This window comes from Janthinobacterium sp. GW822-FHT07H11, assembly GCF_058798615.1.
The window spans coordinates 5170447-5188279 of sequence record NZ_CM179507.1 but is presented as its reverse complement, the minus strand read 5'-3'; the positions used below and the strand labels follow the sequence as shown (position 1 = coordinate 5188279).

Annotated in this window: 11 protein-coding genes; 5 read left to right on the top strand and 6 right to left on the bottom strand. The window is 62.9% G+C overall.

Annotated elements, in window-relative coordinates:
- Window positions 1-151 precede the first annotated feature (151 nt).
- Window positions 152-406, bottom strand: a complete 255-nt coding sequence (locus AC3RCJ_RS22815; protein ID WP_071650198.1) for a hypothetical protein — start codon at window positions 404-406, stop codon at window positions 152-154.
- A 354-nt stretch (window positions 407-760) separates the two neighbouring features.
- A complete protein-coding gene (locus tag AC3RCJ_RS22810; protein ID WP_492961082.1) occupies window positions 761-1882 on the bottom strand; it encodes a JmjC domain-containing protein in 1122 nt (373 codons plus the stop codon).
- Between the two features lie 93 nt (window positions 1883-1975).
- Between AC3RCJ_RS22810 and AC3RCJ_RS22805 the strand changes: the two genes are divergently transcribed.
- The gene (locus AC3RCJ_RS22805) at window positions 1976-2521 is read left to right on the top strand and encodes an FKBP-type peptidyl-prolyl cis-trans isomerase (protein WP_034783360.1); all 546 of its coding nucleotides are present in this window, start codon (window positions 1976-1978) and stop codon (window positions 2519-2521) included.
- A 182-nt stretch (window positions 2522-2703) separates the two neighbouring features.
- Here AC3RCJ_RS22805 and AC3RCJ_RS22800 read toward each other — a convergent pair whose 3' ends face one another.
- From AC3RCJ_RS22800 to AC3RCJ_RS22785, 4 genes are all read right to left on the bottom strand, one after another.
- Window positions 2704-3756, bottom strand: coding sequence for a hypothetical protein (locus AC3RCJ_RS22800; protein ID WP_492961080.1), 1053 nt, complete (start codon window positions 3754-3756; stop codon window positions 2704-2706).
- The gene (gene mutS, locus AC3RCJ_RS22795; RefSeq protein WP_492961078.1) at window positions 3753-6443 is read right to left on the bottom strand and encodes a DNA mismatch repair protein MutS; all 2691 of its coding nucleotides are present in this window, start codon (window positions 6441-6443) and stop codon (window positions 3753-3755) included. Before mutS ends, AC3RCJ_RS22800 begins: the two co-directional genes overlap by 4 nt.
- 395 nt (window positions 6444-6838) lie before the next feature.
- The gene (locus AC3RCJ_RS22790) at window positions 6839-7396 is read right to left on the bottom strand and encodes a hypothetical protein (RefSeq protein ID WP_492961076.1); all 558 of its coding nucleotides are present in this window, start codon (window positions 7394-7396) and stop codon (window positions 6839-6841) included.
- A complete protein-coding gene (locus AC3RCJ_RS22785) occupies window positions 7393-9633 on the bottom strand; it encodes a protein kinase domain-containing protein (protein WP_492961074.1) in 2241 nt (746 codons plus the stop codon). Before AC3RCJ_RS22785 ends, AC3RCJ_RS22790 begins: the two co-directional genes overlap by 4 nt.
- Window positions 9634-9928: 295 nt before the next feature.
- Between AC3RCJ_RS22785 and tssF the strand changes: the two genes are divergently transcribed.
- From tssF to AC3RCJ_RS22765, 4 genes are read left to right on the top strand one after another with little or no spacing between them, the layout of a single operon-like run.
- The gene (gene tssF / locus AC3RCJ_RS22780; RefSeq protein WP_492961072.1) at window positions 9929-11761 is read left to right on the top strand and encodes a type VI secretion system baseplate subunit TssF; all 1833 of its coding nucleotides are present in this window, start codon (window positions 9929-9931) and stop codon (window positions 11759-11761) included.
- A complete protein-coding gene (tssG, locus tag AC3RCJ_RS22775) occupies window positions 11722-12750 on the top strand; it encodes a type VI secretion system baseplate subunit TssG (protein WP_492961070.1) in 1029 nt (342 codons plus the stop codon). Before tssF ends, tssG begins: the two co-directional genes overlap by 40 nt.
- 48 nt (window positions 12751-12798) lie before the next feature.
- Window positions 12799-15543 (top strand): type VI secretion system Vgr family protein, encoded by a 2745-nt coding sequence (locus AC3RCJ_RS22770; RefSeq protein WP_492961068.1) that lies wholly within the window; start codon window positions 12799-12801, stop codon window positions 15541-15543.
- A gap of 23 nt (window positions 15544-15566) precedes the next feature.
- Window positions 15567-17816: a T6SS effector phospholipase Tle3 domain-containing protein gene (locus AC3RCJ_RS22765; protein WP_492961066.1), complete on the top strand. Its 2250-nt coding sequence runs from the start codon at window positions 15567-15569 to the stop codon at window positions 17814-17816.
- Window positions 17817-17833 lie beyond the last annotated feature (17 nt).

The window sequence follows — 17833 nt, the reverse complement described above, 5'->3', positions numbered from 1 at the left end:
TAAAACCTGCCGCCTATTAAAAAAGGCTGGCCCGGGGAAACCGGGTCAGCCTTTTTTAATGCCTGCCGCGTCCGGGGCTTTATCCTGCGGATAAGTCCCGGACGCAAAAAAGCCGGCCCGAGGGCCGGCTTTCTCTAGTGCTGGGTGCTAATTACTTAGCAGCCGATGCAGCAGCCGAAGCGGCAGCAGCAGCGTCCGAAGCGGCCGAAGCAGCGCTCGAAGCAGCAGCAGCAGCGTCGGTAGCGGCCGAAGCAGCAGCGTCAGCAGCAGCAGCTGGAGCAGCTTCAACTGCTGGTGCTGGTGCTGGGGTTTCAACTACTGGTGCTGGTGCAGGAGCTTCTTCTTTTTTGCTGCAAGCAGCCAGAGCAACAACCATCAGGGAGGCGATCAGCAGGGATTTTTTCATTTGTTTTCCTTAATTATTTCAAAAAATAAATCAACATTGTTGCGATGAATAATTACCGGTAATTATCGCTCGTTAGGTCGTCTTCGAAGGCTTTTCGTACCAGGTGGTGCCTGCCAGACAACGGAAACTTCCTAACCGAATATTATAGCGATTTTTGGTGCGTCGCAATAGGAGCAAGAGGCAAATTCGCAACTATTTTGTGATATCGCAATAATTGCCGAGGCAAATTGCAAGCAAGTGTAAGTGTTTTGCGAAAGCGCGACAAAACGATATAAAAATAATATGTTTCATTGCGCTAGCGCAGACATCGATCTCGCTGCCCTTGTAATACCACTTTGCCTACGCTACGCTCGTTCAGGCCAGTTCGATCCAGCCATCCTGATACCAGGTATACAACGCATCCATCACATCATCGGATGCCTGTGCCACAGCCGCGCCATCGAGCGCGCGTTCATTGGCCAGGGTCTCCAGGGCCGCTTTGTCGGCCCGGCCAATGGCGAACGATTCGCCATTGATGAAGACATTCTTGCCACGATACAGCATCAACGTCTTGCGTGACAACACGACACCCTTCTTGTGCGCGGCCTGCGTGAAGCGGCCCACCGTCAAGGGCTTGGACAGCGGCGTGAAAAACACATTGTGCTTCGGTTCCGACAGGTGTTCGCCCAGGAAGATGGTCACGTCTTCTTCCGTGAAGCGCACCTTGTTCAGTTCTTCCGTGATGGTGCTGAGCATGTCGCGCGGAATCTCGGCCGGCTTGCCCGAGGCTTTCAGGTCCGGATCGCTGTAAATGCCCGGCAAGTCGATCGAATCGGCCATGAATTGCAAAAAGGCCTCGCCCAGTTCCTGGAACGTGGGCGAGCGGAAACCGATCGAATACGTCTGGCAGTCGCCGATGGCCACGCCGTCGTGCGCGTAGTGGGGCGGCAGGTACAGCATGTCGCCCGGTTCCAGGGTGAATTCTTCGTCGGGCGTGAAGTTGCTGAGGATTTTCAGCGGCAAGCCGTCGATCAGGCTCAAGTCCTTCTGCGCGCCGATGCGCCAGTGGCGCTTGCCCTGGCCTTGCAGCAGGAATACGTCGTAGGAATCGAAATGCGGACCCACGCCGCCGCCGTCGGTGGCGAAGCTGACCATCAGGTCGTCCAGGCGCGCATCCGGCAGGAAGCGGAACTGGCGCAGCAGGGCGTCGGCCTTGGCGCTGTGCAGGTTGGCGCCCTGCACCAGCAAGGTCCATTCCTTCTGTTTCAGCGAGGGCAGGCTGGCCAGCGGACCTTGCTGCATGTTCCAGTGGCCATCCGCGTGACTGACCAGGCGCGATTCGACGTGGTCCAGCGTGGCCAGTTCGGCCAGGGCCTTGACATCGAACAGGGCCTTGAAGCCGGGCACGGCCTGGCGGATCAACAGGGGCTTTTTATGCCAGTAGTCGCGCAAAAATTGCGCCGGCGTGATATCGCCGAGGAGAGTTAATGTTTTCATGCGCCCATTATAACAACCGGAAATGCAGGAATGCGCCTGTCGTTGGCGGCGTAAAGGTATAATTTGCCAGCTTATACAATGAAAGGAAGCATAATGAAGATTGCCAAGAATACGGTCGTGACTGTCAACTACAAACTGTCAGACGCGCAAGACAATCTGATCGAAGATGGCCGCCAGCCCATGGTCTACCTGCATGGTGATTATGAAAACACCCTGCCGAAGATCGAAGAAGAGCTCGACGGCAAGGAAGTCGGCTATTCCAACACGATCCAGATCGAACCGGATGATGCTTTCGGTGAATACGATCCGGCCCTGGTCAAGGTCGAGCCGCGCAATCGCCTGCCTGAGCCGCTGGAAGTGGGCATGCAGTTCGAAGGCATGCCGGAAAGCGACTCGCCGGACGAAGAAGCGATGATCTTCACGGTCACCGATATCGCCGACGACAAGGTCGTGCTGGATGGCAACCATCCACTGGCCGGCATCGCGCTGCGCTTCTCGCTGACCGTCGCCGACGTGCGCGCAGCCACCGACGAAGAAATCGCCCATGGCCACGTGCATGGCGCCCATGGCCATGACCATGGCGATGAGGATGATGAAGGCGAAGAGGGCGATCACTTCCGCACTCACCCGATTCACTGACACCTGACCAAACCTGCTGCGCGGCGCGCTTTGCGGCCGGCGATGCTCACCGGCTCGGCGCCCCCGTACCGAGTACGGGGGCGCTTCTCGGCCACGCCGCGCAGCTGCTCGCGACGGTTTTGTCAGGCGTCGTGACGCTGGTGGATTGAATGAATAAAGGCCGACTTCGTCGGCCTTATTTTTTATCGGCGCACAGTCGACGCCTTGGCCCGCGCTTGCGCCGATGGGCGCGTGGCACGTTGACGCACCTCAAAGAAGGGCGTCTTGCCGGGCCGTACGGCGATGGCGGACCAGTCGTTGTCGATGCTGACGTGGCCCAGGTTGCCTTTCCAGCGGATTGTCGGCGCCCCCGTCCTGGCCGCGGCCTTTTTACTTTTGCCTTCCTTGCCTTCCTTGCCGTCCGCTTCGCCATCGCGCCGCGTATCGACCAACAAGACCTTGCCGCCGAATTTCTTCGCCAGGGTGCGGATCTGCTTGCGCGGTCCGGCAAAGCCGTCCTGCTTCGAGCTGAAGCTGGGCAGCAGCGAATTGTCGTCTTCGTCCAGCACGCCCACGTCGCCGTCGGAAAACAGCACGATGCCGTCGAGTTTCTTGCGCTGCGCCATGGCGAACAGGCGCTGCAGCCAGGAACGGTTGGCCACCAGGCGGTCTTCGAACTCGCTGTTGCGTCCCGCTTCTGGCAGGAAATGGTTGTTATTCGCGGGAAGGTTGACGGTGGCAAACAGCACGCCGCCGTATTCCCAGTGGGCATTTTCCGCATAGCTGCGGAACTTTGCCGTCGATGACAGCCGCGACAGGGTCAGCTTGCGCTGGCCCAGGCTCTGGTCGTCGGCGAAATACACGTCGCGCAGGCGGTTCAGGCGTTCGATGGCGTTGATGCGGCCGCGCGAATTGCGGCAACTGGCCCAGTCGCTGGCCGACAGCGAGACGATCAGCGGCGGCCCGCTGGCATCGAGCAAGTCCTTGCGCTGGCTGTACAGCTTGTCGCTGCACGATTCGCTGGCCGCCTTGATGCCGGTGGCCACCACGAAGGAAGCATTGAAGGCGCTCGTCTCGGCTATCGCCTTTTTCAAGGGCGCGTCGTCCGGTCCCGCCTTGAAGGAGTGGCCCAGCACGGCAAACTCGAAGCCGGGCTGGTCGGCGGGGGCGGCCAGCGCCGGCTGTCCCTGCAGACTGGCGGCCAGCAGGCCGGCCGCCAGCAGGGACAGGCGAACGAAGCGGCGCCCGCTGGTCATGCGGCGGCCAGCCGTTTCAACTGGTACAGCTGCTCCAGCGCGTCGCGCGGCGTCAGCGCATCGGGATCGAGGTCGGCGATGGCGTCCAGCAGGGCCTGCTGCGCCGCGTTCAGCGCGGCCAGCGGCGCCGCTTGCTCTTCTTCCTCCTGCGCATACGGATCGGCAGCCGGGGCGGCGAACAGGTCGCGCTGCGGCGTGGCGTCGAGCGCCTGCGCTTCCAGGCGCGCCAGGTGCTTGCGCGCGGCCTTGATCACGGGCTGCGGCACGCCGGCCAGCTGCGCCACCTGCAAGCCGTAGCTTTGCGAGGCGGGACCGGCCTGCACGGCGTGCAGGAAGACGATGCTGTCCTTGTGTTCGACGGCCGACAAATGCACGTTGGCGGCGCTCGGGTGGCTGTCCGGCAGTTGCGTCAGCTCAAAGTAATGCGTGGCAAACAGGGTGAAACTGCGGCTGCTGTCGATCAGATGGCGCGCGATGGCCCACGCCAATGCCAGGCCGTCGAAGGTCGAGGTGCCGCGGCCCACTTCATCCATCAGCACCAGCGAGTGCTCGGTGGCGCCGTTCAAAATCGCCGCCGACTCCGTCATTTCCACCATGAAGGTCGAGCGTCCGCCCGCCAGGTCGTCGGTGGCGCCGATGCGCGTGAAGATGCGGTCGATGGGGCCGATGGTGGCGGAGGCGGCCGGCACGTAGCTGCCCACGTAGGCCAGCAGGGTGATCAATGCCACCTGGCGCATGAAGGTCGATTTACCGCCCATGTTCGGACCGGTAATCAAGAGCAGGCGGCGTTCGTTGACGAGGCGGCAATCGTTGGCGATGAAGCGCTCGATCTGCTTTTCCACCACGGGGTGGCGGCCTTCGACGATGTTGATGCACGGCTCGTCGACCAGCTGCGGCGCGGCCCAGTTGTGCTGCTGCGCATGTTCCGTCAGCGCATTCAGGGTATCGAGCTGGGCCAGGCCCTGCGAAATCGTCTGCAAGGTGCCGATGTGCGGCGCCAGCTCGGCCAGCAGCAGCTCGTACAGCAGTTTTTCGCGCACCAGGGCCTTGTCTTGCGCGGACAGGGCCTTGTCTTCGAACACCTTGAGTTCAGGCGTGATGTAGCGCTCGGCGTTCTTCAGGGTCTGGCGGCGGCGGTAGTCGTCCGGTACCTTGTCCGTCTGGCCGTGCGTGACTTCAATATAGAAGCCGTGCACCTTGTTGTATTCGACGCGCAGGTTGGCGATGCCCGTGCGTGCGCGTTCGCGCGTTTCCAGGTCGAGCAGGAACTGGCCCGCGTTTTCCGACAGCGCGCGCAATTCATCGAGTTCCGCATCGAAGCCGGTGGCAAACACGCCGCCGTCGCGCACCATGGCGGCCGGTTCCTGCGCCACGGCGCGCACCAGCAAGTCCAGACAGGCCGTCGGTGTCGCCAGGGCCGCGTGGATGGCGGCCAGCAAGCCGCTTTCGCCGCCCTGGCCAGGTCCATAACAACGGACTACGTCGCCGCGCAGGGCCGGCAGTTGCAGCAAGCCGTCGCGCAGGGCGGCCAGGTCGCGCGGACGCGCCGACAGCAAGGCGATGCGCGTGGTGATGCGTTCGATGTCGGGCACTTGCGCCAGGGTGGCGGCGAGCGGCCCCGCCGCTTCGCTTTGCGCCAGCGCGGCGATGGCTTCATGGCGCGCGCGCGCCACGTTCTGGTCGCGCCGCGCATGGTGCAGCCAGTGGCGCAGCATGCGCGAACCCATGGCCGTGCGGCAATGATCCAGCAGGGAAAACAGTGTCGGCGATTCCTGGCCACGGATGGTTTCCGTCAATTCCAGGTTGCGCCGCGTGGCCGCGTCCAGGCCGATGAATTCGCTTTCCGTCTCGGTTGTCAGCGAGCGCACGTGCTGCAAGCCGCGCCCCTGCGTCGACTGCGCATAGCGCAGCAGCGCGCCGGCCGCGCCGAACGCGGCGCCCAGGCCATCGGCGCCAAAACCCGTCAGTGTCGCCACGCCCAGCTGGTCGAGCAGGGCCTTGTGGCCGCCCACCACGTCGAAATGCCAGTCCGGCACGCGGTTGATGTGCGTGCCCGCGTAGTCGTCGAACAGGTTGCCATTGTCGCCGCTGAGGATTTCCGCCGGCACGATGCGCTCGAGTTCCTGCTGCAGGCGCGCAGCCACGGTGCTGCTGTCGCCGGAAAACTCCATCAGTTTCAGTGCGCCGCTGGCCAGCGACAGCCAGGCCAGGCCCGTGGTGACCGTCTTGCGCTGCGTGATGCTGCACATGGCCAGCAGCGGGCGCTCGGCCTTCTCGGGCAGCAAGTCCGCATCCGTCAGGGTGCCGGGCGTGACGACGCGCATGACCTTGCGCTCGACGGGGCCCTTGCTGGTGGCCGGGTCGCCGATCTGTTCGCAGATGGCCACCGACTCGCCCAGCTTGACCAGCTTGGCCAGGTAGCCATCGAGCGAATGAAACGGCACGCCGCACATTTTAATCGGGTTGCCGCTGGCCACGCCGCGCGCCGTCAGGGTAATGCCCAGCAGGCGCGCCGCTTTTTCCGCATCCTCGAAAAACAGCTCGTAGAAATCGCCCATGCGGTAGAACACCAGCATCGTCGGGTGGTTTTCCTTGATGCCCAAATATTGTTGCATCATGGGCGTGAGCTTTTCAGCGGAATTTTTCTTTGCCGCGGCGGCGTTGATTTCTTTTGGGACGGTGGTCATGTGTTCTTTGTCGTTGGTCCGGCGGCAGGGAAAGGCATGCCTGCCGGGCTGTGGGTGGTGCTGTGTGCGTGCCAGGCCGCGCCAGGGGGGCGGAGCTTGGGTTCAAGGCCGTCATTTTACCGCTTTCGGCGGGCGGGGCGGCGTATTGCGTGCGGATGTGAAAAAGCCGCGCCGGTGGAGGTGGCGCGGCCTGGTATCTTCTCGATCATGGTATTGAGCATCTACTGCCGGGCCTCGTCCATTCCTGCCATTGAAGCGGTGTAGCTGGCTGGACGGAAAGGCTTAAGGCACCGGTCGGGCAATTGCTGCCGCGTTCTGCTCCCAGCCTTTCCAGGTCCTATCCTTGCTCATTCGATGCGCTTGGCCGTTGGAAGCCAGGTGTTTTCCTGTACGGCTTACAATTCGACTTTGCCACCCACCGATGCTTCTGGATCAAAACTGAAAACACGCAATTCTGGCAAGTCTTGCTCGCCGCGAATGATGCGCACTGTCAGTACAAATGAGAGTTCCCAGCGGCCCTTGCTTTGGCCGACGTCAAGATTGTGCTTCCAATCCTGGCTGATACGAATCAGATCGGGCAAGGCTGGATCTTGGGGCAGCAAATGGGACTCGAAATCGAGTGGAAACTGATAAGTCGCGCCGATAGATTGCAAGAACGGTGAAGGCAGTGAGTAGCGGGTCGGGACATCGGGGCCAATCTGGGTCAGTTGGGGTACGGTGATAAGACAGCAGTCCACGATTTGAAAGGCGGTGAAACCGCTCTTTTTTGTGCCACAGCAATTGACTTCCAGGTAGACGTGCTGGCCTTGCTGGAAGTGCACGCCGCCCATGTAGGGACCGTGGCGCGGGTCAGCGCTGCCGTCGCAGGAGGTAAATGCATAGTCGAGCTGGTTGGTGATTTGATCAGCATCAAAGTGGATAGACAACTTCATCCAAGGTTTTTCGTACGTCATTTTTTCTGATTTCTTTCCATGTCAATAAGTAGCTTTTGGTAGCGAACATCTCGCCGCAGTGTCAACAGATCGGGTGCCGATTCGATCAGGTTGATAGGGTAGCCGTGCTCTATTGCCTGTCTCACAGCTGCCATCGCTTCGTTGCGCTTGCCTAGCAGCTCATAGGTCAGCGACGCTCTGAAGTGAATGTCCGGCAAAGTGGGAGCAAGTAGGACGGCTTGTGCGACGTGCTTCAGCGCATCGTCTCGCAAGCCCGAGTAGGCTGAATACAGAGCTAGCCGTGAGTTGACCTTTGGATCGTCCGGAGAGCGTTGCAGCACGACCTTGATCAGCGTGATGGCACGACGGTAGGAGTCGCGCGATAACTCGATCTGACCGGGCACCCAGCGTTGGGCGTCTGCGAGGTTCGCCCACAACAGGTAATTGCCTGGACTGCCTTTTTTTTCGGAAACGGCATTCTTGAATGCATGTACTGCTCCCAGATAGTCTCCCCTGTTGAACAGAGCATTGCCCAGGTTGGTATACAGTTCCCAGTCAGGATGCTGCTGCAATCCTTGTTGCAGGGCTTGCAGTGCTTCATCGCCGCGATTCAAACGGTCAAGCGTGGCGCTGAGTTGGGCATACGCATCAGCCACTTGGGGAGCCATTTGTATGGTTTTTCGGAAGAATTTTTCAGCTTCCGTATAGTTGCCCAGGTTGTAGTGCATCCTGCCTAACATCGAAATGAATGGACGCTCGTCAGGATATAGGGTGACGGCCTTGTCAAGCAATTCCCTGGCCTGATCAAATTTTTGTGCGTGGATGAGCAAGCGTGCCTTGCCATACATGCCCAGAGGATTGTTTGGTTCAAGGTTCAATGCAGTGGTAATTTCTTGCATCGCTTGCTGACGACGGCCATGATGTTCAAGGACCCAGGCTGCCGCTACATGGGCAAGAGCCAGCTGATCGTCCGTTGCCAGCGCCTGTTTGGCGGCGATATCTGCGCGTTGCAACCAGGTTTCATCTCGGTTGGTTCCTAAATAACGCAACGTGAAAACCAGCGACAAGCCGGCATTTGCCGCCGCATGCTCTGGATTGTGTTTGAGTATGGTGCTGAAATGTTCAATAGCCTGTTTCTGGTTGTTATCCTGATCGAACGCGCGCAATGCTTCCATCCCCGCCGCCATGCTGGCCATTTCCGAATACGGCGCCGGCGCTTTTTCGCCGGTGACGAACGATTTGACGGCAGGAACGATGTTGGGCAGCTGCCATCCCGCCAGCACGGCCAGCAGGGCCACGCCCGCGCCCCATTTCAGCGTGCGCTTGCGGGGCAGGGGCAGGCGGATGGAGACGCTGGCGGGTGGTTCTTCCTTCGCGGGCGTATCGTCGGCAAGGGATGCAGCCACGGTGACAGCTTCCCCGCGCTGCGCCCCTATGGCCTCGCGCACGTCGCGCATGGTGCGTGGCCGTTCGGCCGGGTCGTGCGCCGTCATCGCGCGCACGAGGGCGTTGATGGCGGGCGGGACGGAGTCCGGCAGGTCGGGCCACGGTTCCGTCGCCTGCATGTGGGCGGCGGCCAGGGCCAGGCCGTTCAGGTGGGCGAAGTGGCGCTGGCCGGCCAGCATTTCGTACAGCATGGCGCCCAAGGCATACACGTCGCCGCGCGTGTCGGGCAGGCGGCCCATCAGGCGTTCGGGCGCCATGTAGGCGATCGTGCCCTGCAGGTCGCACAGAGTGGTCGTTTGCGTCGCTTGCGGGTCGATGTGGCGTGCCAGGCCGAAGTCGAGGATGCGCACCTTGCCGTTTGCCTCCAGCATCAGGTTCGACGGTTTCAGATCGCCATGCACGAGGTCCATCGCGTGCGCCTCGTCCATGGCGTCGGCGATCTGGTAGGCGATGTCGAGCGCCGCCTGCACGTCAGCCTGGCCGCCGTGCATGAACTGGCCCAGGGTCTGGCCCTCGACCAGTTCCATGACGATGGACTGGCCCGTGCCTTGGCCCTCGATGGCGAAGATGCGCACGAAGGCGGCATGGCGCAGCGAGGCGGCCAGGCGCGCTTCATTGATGAGTTTTTCCGGATGCAGCACGTCGGCTTGCGGTTTCAGGCGCTTGAGCGCCACGCTGCGGCACAGCTTGGCATCCCAGGCTTCGAATACATGGCCGAAACCGCCTTCGCCCAGCAAGCGGCGCACTTCATAGTGCCCGCTGATAGTGCCGTCTTGTAACGAGGGCTGACGCAGGGAGTCGAGCAGTTCCATATACCTTGGCTTCAGAGTGCATTTACCTGAGCATCAAGCATCGAGAGGGTCAATGCGATGCGTGCATGCTCAAGATGATTGATTTTGAGTAACATCCTGATTTAAAACGATTGTTTAGAATAAGTCAATTAATATTGGCAAGGGGTGAACAAAAGCTGCTGTGCCAACGCTGGCATGCCATTCCTTGCTGACGCATGCGCGTAATCTTGTTCAAACTCAATTTTCCTTTTTCCGCTTCCTCAATAATCCAGATGGGGCCGTACCCGCATGCGCGGGTCGGGCGATGGGAGCGGACATGGACGAGTTGCTGCAATATTACGAGCGCGAACTGGGCACCTTGCATGCGCACAATCAGGCGTTTGGCCGGCGCTATCCCGCCATCGCCGGGGCGCTGGGCCTCCTGGGGGGCGACATGGGCGACCCGCAGCTGGCGCGCATGCTGCAGGCGTTTGCCATGTTCAATGCGCGCACCGCCAAGCGGCTGGCCGATGGCTTCGGCACCTTCAGTGAAACCTTGCTGGAAGTTAATTTTCCCCATTACTTGCGCCCGTTTCCTGCCTGCTCCATTGCCCGCGTCGATAACGACCTTGCCACGGTGACCGCGCTGGCCGTGATCCCGCGCGGCACGGTCATGCATGCAGCCGAGCATCAAGGCGTTGCCTGCAAGTTCACCACCGCCTACGATGTCGCCGTGGCGCCGCTGCGCCTGTCCGAGGTGTGCTTCCAGTCCATCGTGGCGGCGCCGCCCGCAGTGCGGCTGCCACCGGGGTTGGGGGCGGCGATCAGCATCACGCTCGAAGCGACGGGCGCCACGTCCACGCTGGACGGGCTGCCGCTGCCGGCGCTGCGCCTGTTCCTCGACGGCGAGCCTTCCTTTTGCGCCGCCTTGCGCGACAGCCTGTTCCTGCGTGGGCGTTGTGCCTATGTGGAGGTCGACGGCGTATGGCATGCGCTGGACGCGGTGCCCTTGCATCCGGCCGGTTTTGCCGCCGAGGATGCCTTGATGCCGGCCAAGGCCGCCTCGCATCCAGCCTACCTTCTGTTGGGCGAATGGTTTGCCTTTCCGGAAAAATTCAATTTCGTCGACCTGGACCTGGCCGCGCTGCGCCCGCAGTTGCCTCCGGCCTGCCGGCGTTGCACCGTGCACCTGTTGCTGGCCGACGTGCAGGCCGATGCGGATATCGCGCGCATCCTGCGGCCGCTGTCCGCCAAGCATCTGCTGACGGGATGCACGCCCGTCGTCAACCTGTTCCGCCAGGCGGCCAATCCCATCCGCCTGACGCACACGAGCGCCGAGCATGTGCTGCTGCCATCGGTCAGGCAGGCGCATTGTTACGATATCTACAGCGTCGACAGTGTGCAGGTGCTCGGTGAAACGGCGCAGGGTGCCTCGCTGGATACGTTCCACCCGTTCTATTCGATGCGTCACGGCGAGGCGGGCGGCCGTCAGGGGCGCTACTGGGTGACGCGGCGCGACGAGGACATGGCGTTGAGCAATCCCGGCTATGACATGCGCATCGCCTTTGTCGACGGGACGATGCAGCCGCTGCACGACGCCACGCAAACGGTGTCCATCATGCTCACCTGCAGCAACCGCGATTTGCCGAGCCGCCTGGTGTTCGGCAATGCCGCGGGCGATTTGCACCATGACGGCGTGGCCAGCGCCTTGCCGGTGCGCCTGCTGCGCAAACCCGGCGCGCCGTACCGATTCCCTGCGGGTGCGTCGTCGCACTGGCGGCTGATCGCGCAATTGTCGCTGAACCATCAGTCGCTCAGTGAGCAGGGTTTGCCGCTCTTCAAGCAAATACTCGAGCTGTACAACTTGCCCGGTTCGGCCAGCGCCGCGCGCCAGATATCAGGCGTGACGGGACTGCGCCAGCGCGCCGCCAGTACCTGGCTGCAGGACGAGGCGGGCGGCAGCCTCGTGTTCGGCATCGACGTCCTGCTGTCTGTCGATGAAGAAGCCTTTGTCGGCAGCGGCTTGCATGCGTTTGCCCAGGTGATCGAACGTTTTCTCGGGCTGTACGTGCACCTGGGCTCGTTTACCCGCCTGATCGTCTTGTCGCAGAAGACTGGAAAGGAGTTGCTGTGCTGCTTGCCCCGCAATGGAAGCCAGACGCTGGTGTAGTCGCGCGCCTGCTGGCCGACCCGTCCGGCACCGGCTTCTTTCAGGCCGTGCGTCTGTTGTCGGCCTGGCTGATACAGCAGGGTATGTCGCAGGAGCAGGTGTTTGAGGATTGCCTGCGCCTGCATGGCAGCGCGTCGCTGTCGTTTGCGCCGGGTGAAATCGAACAGCTGTGGCTGGAGCAGGAAGCAGATGGTCATACGCAGGTGCATGTGCGGGCGGCCATGCTGGGTTTCCTGGGCGTGCATGGCAGCTTGCCGCTGCATTACACGGAAACGCTCGCCCGCCACGAGCGGCAAACGGGCGATGACGGTCCCCGTGCCTGGCTCGATACGCTGTCGCAGCGCGCGCTGGCCCTGTTTTACCAGGCCTGGGCACGTTATCGCATCGAATGCCAGATGGACGCCGACGGCGGCGATTTCCTGCCCTTGCAACTGGCCCTGGCCGGCGCCTGGCCTGCCCAGGTGGCCAAGCTGACGGATGGCTTGCCAGCGCATGTGCTGGCCCATTACGCGGCCTTGCTGCGGCATCGGCCCGTGACGGCCGACGTGATGCAGGCGGTGCTGGCCGAGTATTTCGGCGTGCCCGTGCGCTTGCAGCGGTTTGTGGGCGCCTGGTTCCGGCGCGCGCCGCAGGAGCGCACCTTGCTGGCGAGCGCCAACGCGCGGCTGGGACAAGGCGCCATGCTGGGCGAGCGCTGCCGGCGCGCCGACCTGCGCGTGCGCCTGGTGCTGGGGCCGCTGGAGCGCCGCGCCTACGCGGATTTCTTGCCAGGCCGACCCGGCGCGCTGGCCCTGCGCCAGATGCTGGCGCTGTTCGGCTTGCCCGGCGTGGGCTTCGAGATACGCCTGGTACTGCGCCAAGAAGATGTGCGCACCTGCGTGCTGGGCATGGGCGCCTGCCTGGCGGAGGATGCATTTCTGGTCGGCAAGCTGCCGGCCCGCGACCGTGACGACATGCATTACGACATACGATTCGATGGTTCCGCCTGAGATCGCCGTACATGCTGTGCCCCGATGACTGCTGGAAGGAAGAAAACCATGGAAGACTTCGCGCAATGGTTGGCCGTGGACAAGGCCTTGACCGCCGGTAACCGGGCCTTGCGGCTGCGCCTCGCCTACCCGGAAGGCATCAATGAGGATGTCTTGCTGCCGCAGCGCGTCAGCGGCAGCGAGGCCATCTGTGGCGGCCTGGAATACCGTATTCTGTGCGTGGCCACCGAAGCGCGGTTGCCGCTGAAACAGTTCATCGCCGTGCCGGCCGAATTGCAGATCGTGACGGACCAGGGGCAGCTGCGCAGGGTCTGCGGCATCGTCGCCGAAGCGTGCGCGGGGCAGAGCGACGGCGGCCTGGCCAGCTATCAGCTGGTGCTGCGCGACGGCCTGGCCCTGATGGAAAAGCGCATCAACACGCGCGTGTTTCGCAACAAGCATGAATTGCAGATCGTCCAGTTGCTGTTTGAGGAATGGCGGCAGGGCAATAGCGTGCTCGCCGCCAGCCTGGATCTGTCCATCGACGCGGCGCTGGCGGCGCGCAGCATGCCCGTGCGCGACTTCACGATGCAGCACAATGAATCCGATGCCGCCTTTATCCGCCGCCTGCTCAAGCGCCGCGGCATCGCCTGGTGCTTCCAGGCGGCAGCGCCGTCCAGCGCGAACGCCGCCACCACGCCCGCGCATGCCCTGCTGCTGTTCGACGACGCCAGCCGCCTGGCGCAAAACGCGGCTGGCACGGTGCGCTATCACCGCGATGACGCCACCGAGGAAAGGGATGCAGTGACGGGCTGGAGCGCCGTGCGCCGCTTGCAAGCGGGAAAGTGCGAACGCTACAGCTGGGACGATGGCCACCCGCACAGTCCGCAGTTCATGGCCACCCGGTCGCGCGGCGGCGTGGATCAGGGCAGCCATGGCAATCGCCTGGCGGCCAGCCTCGACGACTATATCGTGGAGCCGCCGCTGGCCGCCGGCAGCAATGACGAATTGCGGCAACTGGGCCAGCTGGCGATGGCGCGTCACGATCTGGACAGCAAGTGTTTCCAGGGAGAAGGCTGCGTGCGCGACTTTTGCGCGGGCCAATGGTTCAGCCTGGAAGGGCATGCCGATATCGACAGCCACCCGGTGGCCGAGCGCAGTTTCGTCATCACGGCCTTGAGCGTAGCGGCCAGCAATAACTTGCCGACAGGGCTAGACGCGCGGGTCGGGCGCCTGTTTGCGCAGAGCGGCTGGCAGTGCGATGCCGGCCCGGCACAAGGAGCAGGCGCCGATGGCCAGCCGGCCTTGCGCTACCGCAACCGTTTTACTTGCGTGCGGCGCGGCATCGCCATCGTGCCCGCTTTTGATCCGCGCAGCGATTTCCCCGCCGTTCGTTTGCAAAGCGCGCTGGTCGTCGGGCCTGCCGGCGAAGAAGTGCATTGCGATGCGCTGGGGCGCGTCAAGGTGCGTTTTGGCGCCACGCGCGCGCCGGACCACGCGCATGCCAACGGCTCCGGCGCCTCCGATACGGAGCGCGATTCGGCCTGGGTGCGCGTGGCATCGAGCTGGAGCGGCAATGGCCCGGGCAGCGGCAGCCAATGCGGCACCTTGAGCTTGCCGCGCATCGGCGCGGAAGTGCTGATCGACTTTCTCGGCGGTGACCCGGACCGGCCCATCATCGTGGGCCAGCTGTACAACGCCGTGGGCGTGCCGCCGGGCTTGAGCGCGCGCGGCGCCTTGCCTGGCAACCGCTATCTGTCCGGCATGCGCAGCCGCGAAGTGCGCGGTGGGCGCGGCAACCAGCTGTGCTTTGACGACACGCCGTCGCAGATCAGCGCGCAGCTGGCCAGCGACCAGGCGGCCACGCAGTTGAACCTCGGCTACCTGACCGAACCGCGCAGCGACGGCGCAGGGCGGCAGCGCGGCGACGGCTTCGAGTTGCGCAGCGACGCCAGCGGCAGCGTGCGCACGGCCCGTTCGCTGTTGATTTCGGCCTGGAAACAGCTGGGCGCCAGCGGCAAGCAGCTCGACGGCAGTGAGCATGCCGCCGTGATGCAGGAGTGCCTGGAATTGTTGACCTCCCTGGGCGAGTTTGCCGCCCAGCACCAGGCGCTGGCGCTGGACGCGGCCGGCAGCACGGCGCTGGGAGCGGCGATTGCCGCCGACCAGCCCGCCGTCAGCATCACGGCGCCCGAGGGCGTGGCGCTGAGTACCCCCAAAACCATCAGCGGCAACGCGGGCGCGAATATCGACCTGGTGGCCCAGCAGCATCTGCAACTGAGCGCGGCCCAGCGCTGCAACGTCAACGCGGGCAAGGGTATTTCCCTGTTCGCGCATCAGGATGGCATCGTGCAAGTGGCCCATTTCGGCAAGTTCTTGCTGCAAAGCCAGCACGATCTTCTGCAGGCGGACGCCGCCAAGGAGATCCGCCTGACGGCCGGCACGCGCCTGGTCGGCGTGGCGCAGGACGAGATCACCTTCATGACGGCGGGCGGCGCCTACCTGAAACTGTCCGGCGGTGCTGTGGAACTGGGCGGACCCGGCGCGCTGACGGTGAAGACCGATGGCCACCACTGGAACGGCCCGGCCAGCATGAAAGGCGAGCTGCCCACCTTCGGCGAGGGCGAGCTGGGCCGCGTGCCGCGCTTGCTGCGTCCCACCGATGGCTTGCCCGTCGAAGGCGTGGAAGTGCACATCGAGCGCGAAGGCGACGGTCCCGTGACGGGCGTCAGCGGCGCCGACGGGCGCGGGCCGAAGGTGGCGACCGATCACCTGCAGCGGCTGAAGGGTTTCTTCTTCCGCCGCCGTTCCTGAAACCCGACATCGGAGGCCATACCATGCTGTTCGATCCCCACCCGCCGCTGTGCGACGACCCCACAATCGATATCCTCGGTCAGTTTTCCTGCAACGCCAATTTCCAGAGCAGCGACCGCGACACGCTGCAGCAACTGCCGCTGCCCGGCATCGTGATCTTCGTGCACGGCGTCAATTCCGATGGCGAGTGGTACGCGGCAACTGAAGAGGGACTGTGCAAGGGCCTGAACGAGCGCCTCAAGCGTTCCTGCCATCACATGCAGCACCGTGGCGTGGAAGGCGGCGAACTGACGGCGGTCAATTATGGCGCCGAGATCACGGCCGAAGGCTTTCTCAACCCGGAAATGTCGGCCGATACCTTGATCCGCGATGCCGGCACTTTTTCTCCCGTGATCCGTTTTCGCTGGGGCTACAAGGCTTCCGGCGAGGAACTGCAGAAATACGGCAAGGGCATCTACCTGAACGAAGATAATTACTGGGGCGGCGGGCCGTTTGCCAATGGCTGCAGCGCGCTGGCCGACTTGTGGAAGGACGGACTGAGCGAGGGTTTATTCTTGTGGAACACCATCCAGCACATGAATCCCTTCCCGGAGCGGCAAGTGTACAGCTGCCCGCCGCGCCCGTATTTCGTGCTGGCCGCCTATCGTTTGGCCCGGCTGGTCGAAGCCATCCGCCAGCAGCAGGCCGACGTGCCCGTCACCATCGTGTGCCATAGCCAGGGCACGATGGTGGCGATGGCGGCTGCCTTTCTGGGCGCAAACCTGCCCAAGGTGAAAGACAATTTTCCCTGCGTGGCCGACAACTATGTGATTTGTAATTCGCCGTACAGCCTGGCGAAACGCAATAGCGCCGAGAACTGGGTGGCCAGCAAGCTGCGCGCGGCGGACGGCAGCACGGGCAGGGTGACGGTGCAGGCGCGCATCGCCACCTTGAAAAACTTCTTTGCCATCATCGGCCAGCGCGCCAGCCTGGGCGAGGTGCAGACAGACGAGGAAATCGACCGCTGCATGGCCAATCTGGAACACGGCTTTTCCGCCGCCCAAGATCGTGAACAATACGGGATTGCCGGCGCCGCCCGGGGCGGCAAGAAATCATCGTATGGCAGGGTGACCATCTATTGCAATCCGCACGATGTGGTGGTGTCGTCCGTGGCCATCGAGGGCATCGGCTGGCGCGGCCTGTCGGGTTCGCTGGCCAAGGACGGCAAGGACGGCGGCGAGCTGGCTGCCACAGAGGCCGCAGGCGTGTGCGTGCAGCGCGTGTTTGCCCAGGGTTTTGAGGTGGGCAAGCAGGGCAGCTATCACTACTGGAGCGATCACTGGCGCAAGCCTGCGCCGGGAGGCAACGATTTCTGGTTTCCGGCGCAGAAATATGCGTCGTATTCCATCAAGCAGGGCGTGGAGGCCAGCGAGGGCTCCTTTTCCACCATCCTGACGGTCGGGTTTGCGCCCCTGTTCATCGTGGCCACGGGCCTGGCTCGCAGCCCTTGCAATGCCTCTCCCCACAAAGACTGGAAAATCGAACTGAACGCGCCTGACCTGCTGCCGCCCTTCAAGCCGCAGTCCTTGCGCTTTGGACAGACAAGCGAGGAATTCGATGAAGGCTACGCGCCGCCCGGCGAATCGCGCCAGGCGGGCAAGCAGCGCGCGCCCGGCGACGACCTCCTTGCCGATCATGAAATTCCGCCCGGCGGCCTGCAGGGGCAGGCGGGGAAAAACGAAGCCAAACGCATGGACAGCGCCAGGGGCACGGCCGATGACGAGGCGCGCCTGCGATTCGAGCAGCGCGCGGTGATACGCGCCCTGGCCATACGGGAAGGGAAAAGTCCCGAGGGTCAAAAAGTGCAGCAGGAAATGCCCAACGCCACGCCCGACGCCGAATACCAAGCATGGCGCAGCACGCGGGTAGAGGAAATGATGTCTAGCCAGGCCGGCGCCTATGCCACCGACCACTCCACCATCCTGACCAACCCCATGCACGCAGAGCGGGCGCTCGCGTATGACGTGGCGGTGGGCGTGTGCCGCATCAAGCCGGATCAGCTGCGCAAGTTGAGGGTGGCGGCGGATTGGAGGTTGTTGGAGGTGCTGAGTAAAACAGAATCAGCTAGATTATTTGAGGAGTATTTTATTGAAGGGAAATTCCATGGATTGACCATCACGGACTGGACGCAGCAGACCAATGGGGGTGGGAGCCTTCCTGCATCTATAGTTGATGTGCGAGAAAACTCTGCTCCTGATTCGCATCCCAATTCTGGTGAGCGAGCATTTAACTAAAGCCCATTTTTTAGCTG